At 69.5% G+C, this 8,918-nt stretch carries 11 protein-coding genes and 1 pseudogene; 9 read left to right on the top strand and 3 right to left on the bottom strand.

From position 1 onward, the window contains the following. From BB334_RS18010 to BB334_RS11560, 4 genes and pseudogenes are all read left to right on the top strand, one after another. Window positions 1-216, top strand: a pseudogene (locus BB334_RS18010) (cytochrome c oxidase subunit I); the annotation flags it as partial. A gap of 112 nt (window positions 217-328) precedes the next feature. Next, window positions 329-919, top strand: a complete 591-nt coding sequence (locus BB334_RS11565; protein WP_068808651.1) for a cytochrome c oxidase assembly protein — start codon at window positions 329-331, stop codon at window positions 917-919. Continuing rightward, window positions 916-1,116: a DUF2970 domain-containing protein gene (locus BB334_RS17635; RefSeq protein ID WP_232756722.1), complete on the top strand. Its 201-nt coding sequence runs from the start codon at window positions 916-918 to the stop codon at window positions 1,114-1,116. Before BB334_RS11565 ends, BB334_RS17635 begins: the two co-directional genes overlap by 4 nt. Window positions 1,117-1,145: 29 nt before the next feature. Then, entirely contained in the window at window positions 1,146-1,997 is an 852-nt protein-coding gene (locus BB334_RS11560; protein ID WP_068808650.1) for a cytochrome c oxidase subunit 3, read from the top strand. 16 nt (window positions 1,998-2,013) lie between these two features. Here BB334_RS11560 and BB334_RS11555 read toward each other — a convergent pair whose 3' ends face one another. Continuing rightward, window positions 2,014-2,250 carry a DUF2909 family protein gene (locus BB334_RS11555; RefSeq protein ID WP_232756721.1) on the bottom strand — a complete coding sequence of 79 codons (237 nt, stop codon included), beginning with the start codon at window positions 2,248-2,250 and terminating at the stop codon, window positions 2,014-2,016. 72 nt (window positions 2,251-2,322) lie between these two features. Between BB334_RS11555 and BB334_RS11550 the strand changes: the two genes are divergently transcribed. The 5 genes from BB334_RS11550 to BB334_RS11530 all read left to right on the top strand — a co-directional run bounded on the left by BB334_RS11550 (window position 2,323) and on the right by BB334_RS11530 (window position 6,406). After that, window positions 2,323-3,081 (top strand): SURF1 family protein, encoded by a 759-nt coding sequence (locus BB334_RS11550; protein WP_068808648.1) that lies wholly within the window; start codon window positions 2,323-2,325, stop codon window positions 3,079-3,081. Further along, window positions 3,053-3,706, top strand: coding sequence for a hypothetical protein (locus tag BB334_RS11545; protein WP_068808647.1), 654 nt, complete (start codon window positions 3,053-3,055; stop codon window positions 3,704-3,706). The genes BB334_RS11550 and BB334_RS11545 overlap by 29 nt, the downstream gene beginning before the upstream one ends. A 10-nt stretch (window positions 3,707-3,716) precedes the next feature. Then, window positions 3,717-4,745: a COX15/CtaA family protein gene (locus BB334_RS11540; RefSeq protein ID WP_068808646.1), complete on the top strand. Its 1,029-nt coding sequence runs from the start codon at window positions 3,717-3,719 to the stop codon at window positions 4,743-4,745. Between the two features lie 19 nt (window positions 4,746-4,764). Continuing rightward, a complete protein-coding gene (cyoE, locus tag BB334_RS11535; RefSeq protein ID WP_083200405.1) occupies window positions 4,765-5,703 on the top strand; it encodes a heme o synthase in 939 nt (312 codons plus the stop codon). A 97-nt stretch (window positions 5,704-5,800) separates the two neighbouring features. Further along, window positions 5,801-6,406 carry an SCO family protein gene (locus BB334_RS11530; protein ID WP_068808645.1) on the top strand — a complete coding sequence of 202 codons (606 nt, stop codon included), beginning with the start codon at window positions 5,801-5,803 and terminating at the stop codon, window positions 6,404-6,406. A 184-nt stretch (window positions 6,407-6,590) separates the two neighbouring features. On the opposite strand, the gene rpoH is transcribed toward BB334_RS11530, so the two are convergent. Together rpoH and BB334_RS11520 are read right to left on the bottom strand one after the other, a co-directional pair. Beyond that, the gene (gene rpoH, locus BB334_RS11525; RefSeq protein ID WP_068808644.1) at window positions 6,591-7,445 is read right to left on the bottom strand and encodes an RNA polymerase sigma factor RpoH; all 855 of its coding nucleotides are present in this window, start codon (window positions 7,443-7,445) and stop codon (window positions 6,591-6,593) included. 98 nt (window positions 7,446-7,543) lie between these two features. Continuing rightward, window positions 7,544-8,887, bottom strand: coding sequence for an amidohydrolase (locus BB334_RS11520; RefSeq protein WP_068808643.1), 1,344 nt, complete (start codon window positions 8,885-8,887; stop codon window positions 7,544-7,546). Window positions 8,888-8,918: the final 31 nt, after the last annotated feature.

Raw genomic sequence — 8,918 nt, 5'->3', positions numbered from 1 at the left:
TACGCGCTGCAGTTCGCCGACTTCAACGCCATGGCCAGCGTCGGCGCCTTCGGCTTCGGCCTGTCGCAGCTGATCTTCCTCGTCGTCTTGGTCAAGTGCGTGCGTGGCGGCAGGAAGGCCGAGGCCCGTGCCTGGGAGGGCGCCGAGGGACTCGAGTGGACCGTGCCCTCGCCGGCGCCGCACCACACCTTTGAGGTCGCCCCGGTGGTGAGGTGAGCGTGAAACCCGACCGCCGCCGTGCCGCCAACATCCGCACCGGGCTGCTGCTCGGCGCGGTGGCCCTCGGCTTCTTCCTCTTCGTCATCGTCAAGTACAAGGTGTTCGGCCGATGAGCGCGCGGCGCAGCGATTTCCGCACCGGCGAGAACCGGCGACTGCTCGTTCGCCTCGGCCTGTCCGCGGCGATGATGTTCGGTTTCGGCTTCCTGCTCGTGCCCTTCTACGAGCAGATCTGCGAAGCGACCGGCATCAACAACTTCCTGCGTCCGGAGGCGGAACGGGGCGCGCGCGCGGCGGCCAACACCCAGGTCGACCCGAGCCGCAGCGTCACCATCCAGTTCGATGCCAACCTCCACGACCTGCCCTGGCGATTCCGCCCGCTGCAGCGCACCGTGAGCGTGCATCCCGGCGAGATGGTGCAGGTGGAGTACGAGGTGTCGAACACCCGCAGCGAGCCGGTGACCGGCCAGGCGGTGCCGAGTTACGGCCCGCAGCGCGCCGGCCGCTACGTCAGCAAGCTCGACTGCTTCTGTTTCACCCAGCAGACGCTGGCGCCGGGCGAGACCCGTCGCATGCCGGTGGTCTTCGTGCTCGATCCCGCGCTGCCGCCGGATGTGCACACGATCACCCTTTCCTACACCTTCTTCGAGCTGCAGGGCCGCCAACTGTCGGCCGGCAGCGGGGCGGGTGCGAAGCTGTGAACGAGACGCGGAAACGGGCGGGCTTCCTGACGACGATGCGTGCGGTGCTGTGGTCCTTTTTCGGCGTGCGCAAGCGCAAGGCCTACATCGACGACGCCGGCTCGCTGAACCCGCTCGCGGTGGTGGTCGCCGGCGTGCTCGCGGGCGGGATCTTCGTCCTCGTGCTGGTGCTGGTGGTGCAACTGGTCGTCGGATAGCAGAACAGAAAAACACGGGAGGCAGGGCCATGAGCGAGACCGTCGAGCATTATTTCGTACCCGAACCGTCGGCCTATCCGATCATCGGCGCGCTCGCGCTGCTGCTGTTCGGGGCCGGCGCCGCGCTGTGGCTCAACGACGTGGCGGCCGGGCAGTGGATCTTCTTCGCCGGCGTCGCGGTGCTGATCTACATGCTGTTCGGCTGGTTCGGCCAGGTCGTGCGCGAGTCGGTCGGCGGCAAGTACGGCAGCCGGGTGGAGAAGTCCTTCCGCTGGTCGATGGGCTGGTTCATCTTCTCGGAGGTGATGTTCTTCGCCGCCTTCTTCGGCGCGCTGTTCTACGCTCGCGTGCTGGCCGTGCCCTGGCTCTCCTCCGGCGACAACGAGAGCCTGCTGTGGCAGGGCTTCGGTGGCGCCTGGCCGACCGCCGGGCCGTACGACGGCGACGCCTTCACGCCGATGGGCGCGTGGGGCATTCCGGCAATCAACACCCTGATCCTGCTCACCTCGGGCGTCACGCTCACCTTCGCCCACTACGGGTTGCTCAAGGGCAATCGCGGCCAGCTCAAGCTCGGCCTCTTCGCGACCATCGCGCTCGGCGCGATCTTCATCGCGCTGCAGGCCTACGAGTACGCCCACGCCTACGCCGATCTCAACCTGCGCCTCGATAGCGGCATCTACGGCTCCACCTTCTACCTGCTCACCGGCTTCCACGGCCTGCACGTGACCGTCGGCGCGATCATGCTCTCGGTGATGCTCGCGCGCGTACTGGCGGGGCACTTCGACGAGAAGCACCACTTCGGCTTCGAGGCCGCGGCCTGGTACTGGCATTTCGTCGACGTGGTGTGGCTGATCCTCTTCGTCGTCGTCTACTGGCTATGACGAGGGCAGGAGGGGCTCACAGCCGGCCGCTGATGAGGCCGGTGGCGAAGCCGATCATCAGCAGCAGGAACAGGGTCAGCGAGAGTCCGACGCGGATCGCCAGCGCGCGCGCCACGCGGGTGCCGCCTTCGCCCTGGCTGCGCAGCAGCAGGACCAGCGCGGAGCCGAGGCTGGCGACGATCAGTACGAGAAAGACGATGACGACGAAGCGCATGGCGGTGCAGGTCAGTAGGCGCGGGTTTCCATTGTTCACCGAAACGGCGCTGCCTGTCCTCCCCCGCGAGACGTTCGCGCGCGCAGCGACGGCGTCCGGAGGCGCTGCGCGATGAAGATGCCGCCCGCCGCGTCCCGTGGGGCGGGCGTGTGCCTGCTCGGGGCGTTGCCGCTGCTGGCCGGCCTGGCGCTGCTTGCGCTGACCGTGTCGCTCGGCAACTGGCAGCTGCGTCGCGCCGAGGAGAAGACCGCGCTCCAGGCGCGCATCGAGGCGCTCGCCGCGCGCCCGCCGGTCACCCTGCGCGCCGACGCGGCGGATGTCCCCGAATGGCTGCCGCTGCGGCTCGAGGGGCGCTGGCTGGACGAGGCGACGATCCTGCTCGACAACCGCACCCATGACGGGCGCGCGGGCTACCACGTGCTGACCCCGCTCGCGCTCGCCGACGGCTCGGGCGCGGTGCTGGTCAATCGCGGCTGGATCGCCGCCGGCACCGATCGCACCCGCCTGCCCGCGGCGGCGGCGCCGGCGGGCGGGCAGGTGCTCGAGGGTCGGGTGCGGTGGCCGGAGGTGGCGCCCTTCACCCTCGCCGCCGAGGCCGTCCGCGGCCGGCTGTGGCAGTACCTCGACCTCACCGCCTACCGTCAGTCGTCCGGTCTTGCGCTCGCGCCCTGGATCGTGCAGCAGACCTCGTCCGCCGCCGACGGCCTCGTGCGCGACTGGGCGCGCCCCGATGCCGGCATCGACCGTCACCGCGGCTACGCATTCCAGTGGTACGCCCTCGCCGGCCTCGCCGGCTTCCTGAGCGCCTGGTACGTCCGGCGCCGTCTTTCGCGGAGAGATCATGAGCAGCGCAAGCCTCGCCTCGCCTGAACCGCAATCCCCGCAGGTCGATGTCCGCCGCGGCCGCCGCACGCTGCTGCTGCTCGCCTTCGTCTGCCTGCTGCCCGTCGCCGCGTCCTACACGATGTTCTACCTGTGGCCGCCGCAGGAACGGGTCAATCATGGCGAGTTGATCGCGCCGGTCGCGCTGCCTGCCGCCGCGCTCGCCGGCGCGGCCGGCCAGCCGGCCTTGCCCCGCAGCGAGATCGAGGGGCGGTGGACCCTGCTCGTCGCCGGGCCAGCCGCCTGCGACGACGCCTGCGAGCGCGCGCTCTACGTTTCGCGCCAGGCGCGGCTGGCGCAGGCGAAGGAGATGGACCGGGTTGCCCGCCTGCGCGTGCTTACCGACGACGGCGCCGTGTCGAAGGCGGCAATCGCGGCCGACCAGGCCCATCAAGGCGTGCGGCTGGCGCGTGCGGACGCCGCCTGGCTCGCCACCCTGCAGGGTGCAGGCCTCCTCGAGGGCGGCAGCGGCCTGTTCCTGGTGGATCCACTCGGCAACCTGATGATGCGCTACGGCGAGGCGAGCGACGCCACCGCCCATGCGCGTGGGGTGACCAAGGATCTGCAGCGCCTGCTCAAGTATTCCGCGCTCGGTCGCGGCGGGAAGCAGTGAGGAGGGCGGCATGCGCACCTACCGTCGGCTGATCCTCTGCGCGCTCGGACTGACCCTGCTGGTGGTGGTGTTCGGCGCCTATGTGCGCCTGTCCGACGCCGGCCTCGGTTGTCCCGACTGGCCCGGCTGCTACGGCCAGCTGAGTCCCGCCCACGCCGCCGCACCCATCCTCGACGCCCATGCGGCCGACCCGCACGGCCCGGTGAGCCTGCCCAAGGCGTGGAAGGAGATGATCCACCGCTACCTCGCCGCCAGCCTCGGACTGCTGATCATCGCCATCGCAGCGCTCGCCTGGCATCACCGCGACCGCCCCGGCAGCGCGCCCGTCGCGGCCACCTTGCTGGTGGTCGTGGTGATCTTCCAGGGCCTGCTCGGCAAATGGACGGTGACCCTGCTGCTCAAGCCGGCGATCGTCACCGCTCATCTGCTCGGCGGCCTCGCGACCCTGTCGCTGCTCGGCTGGCTCGCCCTGCGGGCCTTCGAGCGGCGGCGGCTGGCGGCCGGGCGGGGCTTGGCTGCTGCGGCGCGTCTCGGGCTGGTCCTGCTGCTCGCTCAAGTCGCGCTCGGCGGCTGGACCAGCACCAACTACGCGGCGCTCGCCTGCACCGATTTTCCCGCCTGCCACGGCAGCCTGTGGCCCGAGGCCGACTATGCCAACGCCTTCCACGTCGTGCGCGAGCTCGGCATGACTGCGGAGGGCGAGCTGCTGTCGAACGCCGCGCTCACTGCGATCCACTGGTCGCACCGGCTCGGTGCGCTGGTCGCCGGCGGCTTCCTGCTCGCGTTCGGCCTGGCGCTGCTGCGCCGGCCGGGCGCAGGCCGGGCAGGCGCGGTGCTGCTCGGCCTGCTCGCGGGGCAGGTCGCGCTCGGGGTCGCCAACGTGCTGCTGTCGCTGCCCTTGCCGCTCGCCGTCGCGCACAACGCGGGCGCGGCGCTGCTCGTGCTGACGATGGTGTGGGTCAACTACCGCTTGCGTGCCGGGGCGGCCGTCTCGTCGCAGCACGCGGCGATGCTGCGCAGCCAGCCGGCGCGCGCCTGAAGGAAAGAGGGAGAAATCCATGAAGGGAACGGGGATCCGCCAACGCCTGCGCATCGCACAGTTCGCCACCGCGGCCGCGCCGCTGGCACTGTCCCACCGGCTGCGCGCCTTCTACGTACTGACCAAGCCGCGGGTCAACGCGCTGATCGTATTCTGCGCGGTGATCGGCATGTTCCTCGCCGTGCCCGCCGGTCTGCCGGACCTGCTCACCGTGCTCGCCGCCACCGTCGGCATTGCCTGCGTGGCCGGGGCGGCGGCGGCGATGAACTGCCTCATCGAGCAGCAGATCGATGCCCGCATGACGCGCACCCGCGGTCGTCCGCTGCCGCGCGGCGACCTCGCGCCGGCCGAGGTGCTCGGCTTCGCCGGCGTGCTCGGCGGAGCCGGCCTCACGCTGCTGCATCAGGCGGTGAACCCGCTCACGATGTGGCTCACCTTCGCCACCTTCGTGGGCTACGCGGTGATCTACACCGTGCTCCTGAAACCGCGCACGCCCCAGAACATCGTCATCGGCGGGGCCTCCGGCGCGATGCCGCCGGTGCTCGGCTGGGCCGCGGTCACCGGCGAGGTGCCGCCCGATGCGCTGCTGCTCTTCCTCATCATCTTCGCGTGGACGCCGCCTCACTTCTGGGCGCTGGCGCTGTATCGCACCGCCGACTACGCGCGCGCCGGCCTGCCGATGCTGCCGGTGACGCACGGCCCCGAATACACCCGGCTGTCGGTGCTCCTCTACAGCCTGATCCTGTTCGGCGTCAGCCTGCTGCCCTACGCCACGCGGATGAGCGGGGTCGTCTATCTGGTCGCCGCGGTCGGTCTCGGCGCGCGCTTCGTGCATTACGCCTGGCGCCTGCACCGCGATTACAGCGACGCGCTCGCGCGCCGCACCTTCCGCTTTTCGATCGCCTACCTGGCCTGGCTTTTCGCGGCGCTGCTGGTCGACCACTACCTGCCGCTGTGAGGAGAGCGGGCTGGCTGCGACATCCGGTCGCAGCTATCCACGCCCGGCGCGACCGCCTATCATGGGCGCCATCCAGTTGTCGTACGGGATCCCGTCCATGTTCCTCGCTCCACTACGTCGCCTGCGCCTGCTCGCGGCCGGCGTGCTCGCCGCGGGCCTGCTCGCCGGCTGCGGCGAGCACGCGCCGTCCTTCCACGCCACCGACATCACCGGTGCCGACTACGGCAAGTCGCTTGCGCTCACCGACCATCAGGGCCAGCCGCGCACGATCGAGAGCTTCCGCGGCAAGGTCGTCACCCTGTTCTTCGGCTACACCCAGTGCCCGGACGTGTGCCCCACTTCCTTGTCGACGATGAGCGAGGTGATGCGCCAGCTCGGCCCCGACGCAGACCGCGTGCAGGTCCTGTTCGTCACGGTCGACCCCGAGCGCGACACGCTCGAACTGCTCGCCGAATACGTGCCGGTGTTCGATCCCCGCTTCCTCGGCCTGCACGGCAGCCCGGAGCGCATCGCCGAGGTGGCGAAGGAGTTCCGGATCTTCTACCGCAAGAGCGGCGACATCGGCGGCCAATACACCATCGATCACTCGGCCGGCACCTACGTCTTCGACCCGGAGGGGAGGCTGCGGCTGTACGTGAGGTATGGCGAAACGCCAGAAAACCTGGCGGCCGATATCCGCACCCTGCTCGCCGGTAGCCGTTGATCGCGCAGAGGGCTGCGCTCCTACGGTGCCTCCGGCAAGCGCCGCCGCTGTAGGAGCCCTGCCCCCAGGGCGATAGCAGCCGCGTCGAGCGCTCAGCCGCCGCCATCGCTCTGGGGGCAGAGCTCCTACAGGGCCTGCCAAACACGTGGCCGCGTCGATCGGTGCTGCGGCGCGGCCCGATCGCTCAGGCTACCTCGGCGAGCATCCCGCGCATCTTCTGCATCGCCTTCGCCTCGATCTGGCGGATGCGCTCGGCCGACACGCCGTATTCGGCGGCCAGCTCGTGCAGCGTGGCGCTCTCGCCCTCGGCCAGCCAGCGCCGCTGCACGATCGTGCGGCTGCGATCGTCCAGGCTGGCGAGGGCGCTGCGCAGGCCACTGTCCTGCAGGTGGGCGAGTTGCGCCTGCTCGAGCGCCTCGGCCGGTTCGGCCTGCGGGTCGGGCAGCCAGGCGATCGGTGCGAAGCGGTCCTCATCGTCGTCGTTGCCGGCGTCGAGCGGGATGTCACGGCCGCCGAGGCGAGTCTCCATCTCCACCACTTCTTCCGGCTTCACACCGAGCTGGTCGGCCACCGCCTGCACCTCGCCCGGGTTCAGCGTAGAGCTGTCGCGCTTCATGCTGCGCAGGTTGAAGAACAGCTTGCGTTGTGCCTTGGTGGTCGCGATCTTCACCAGCCGCCAGTTCTTCAGCACGTATTCGTGGATCTCGGCCTTGATCCAGTGCATCGCGAACGACACCAGACGCACGCCGCGCTTGGGGTCGAAGCGCTTGACCGCCTTCATCAGTCCGATGTTGCCTTCCTGGATCAGATCGGAGTGGGGCAGGCCGTAGCCGAGATAGCCGCGCGCGATCGCCACCACCACCCGCAGATGGGACATGACGAGCTGGCGCGCGGCGTCGAGATCGCCGTGCTCCTGAAGCCGGGTCGCAAGCTGCACCTCTTCCTGCTCGCTCAACATCGGCATCCGGTTAACCGACTGGATGTACTGATCGAGGCTGCCGACGGCAGACGGAACGGGGAACGACAGGGCTTGTGACATGTTCTGGGCTACCTCCTTGCAGGCAATCTTAGCACTCGCGCATTGAGAGTGCTAAGCGGGACGGCGAGTTCCCCGCCGCCCCGTTGTCGCACCGCCGGTTACGGTGTTGCCAGGTACTCGAGGGTCATTGCCGCGAGCGCCTTCGCGCCGGTGGGCATCGCGCCTTCGTCAAAATCGAAGGCCGGGCTGTGGTTGGGGGCCGCAGTCGCCGGCGTCTTCCCCTCGGGAGCGGCGCCCAGGATCACGTACATCCCCGGCACGACCTTCTGGAACTCCGAAAAATCCTCCGACGCCATGAATCGCGAGGTCTGCATCGCCTTGCCGCCGCTGACCTTCTTCAGAACCGGTGCCAGCATCTCGGTGAGCGCTTCGGGGTTGGCCGTCACAGGATAGGTCGAGGGGCCGAAGCTGACTTCGGCGCTGGCGCCGCTTGCCGCCGCGATCGACTCCGCCGTTCGAGTGATGCGCTCCTTGGCGTCGTTCCGCATCGCCTCGTCGAAGGCGCGCAAGGTGCCGACCATCTCGACCGACTCGGGCACGATGTTCTCGCGGTTGCCCCCATTGATCTGGCCGATCGACAGCACGGCGGGCTCCTTGCTGATATTGAGCTGGCGGCTGACGATCGTCTGCAGTCCGGTGATCACCTGGGCCGACACGACGATCGGGTCGACACCGTTCCAGGGAAAGCCGCCATGGGTCTGCTTGCCGCTGATCCGGATGCGAACCGTGTCGCCGCTGGCGAAAAGCGGCCCGCTGCGATAGCCGATCATGCCCGAGGGCATGTTCGGAATGATGTGCAGGGCGAATGCGACGTCGGGCTTCGGGTTGTCGAGGGCGCCGTCCTCGACCATCGCCTTCGCTCCCCAGCTCGTGCCCGGCTCGGGCGGCACGGAAGTGCCTTCTTCCGAGGGCTGGAAGATGAACTTGACGGTGCCCGGGATCTGCTCGCGCATTCCCGCGAGCACTTCCGCCACGCCCATCAGCATCGCGGTGTGGCCGTCGTGGCCGCAGGCATGCATGACGGGCGATTCGCTTCCCATGTGCATCTGCGTCACCCCGGACGCGAACGGGAGGCCGGTGATTTCGGCGACCGGCAGCGCATCCATGTCGGCGCGCAGTGCCACCACCTTGCCCGGCCGCCCGCCCTTGAGCAGGCCGACGACGCCGTGTCCGCCGACGCCGGTTCGCACCTCGAGCCCGAGCGCTCTGAGGTGGTCGGCAACGAGCGCCGCGGTGCGAACCTCCTGCCCGGACAGTTCGGGATGCCGATGAATGTCGCGGCGCCACGCGACCATCTTCGGCTGGATGGCTTCGAGCCGCGTGTCCAGCTGCCGCAGGCTTGCTTCGTCGATCGTCTGGGCCGAGGCCAGACCCGCCTGGCAGAGCATCGCGGCGAGCAATCCGGCGCGAAGGGTGAACGTCGTTCCTGAAGTCAGGGGCATGGGGCGACCTCCCGGTCAATCGAGTGTGTGG

The organism is Thauera phenolivorans (genome assembly GCF_001696715.1).
In the GTDB taxonomy this organism is placed as follows: domain Bacteria; phylum Pseudomonadota; class Gammaproteobacteria; order Burkholderiales; family Rhodocyclaceae; genus Thauera; species Thauera phenolivorans.
Note: the sequence above shows the minus strand (reverse complement) of the source record. Positions and strands in the feature narration are given on the sequence as shown.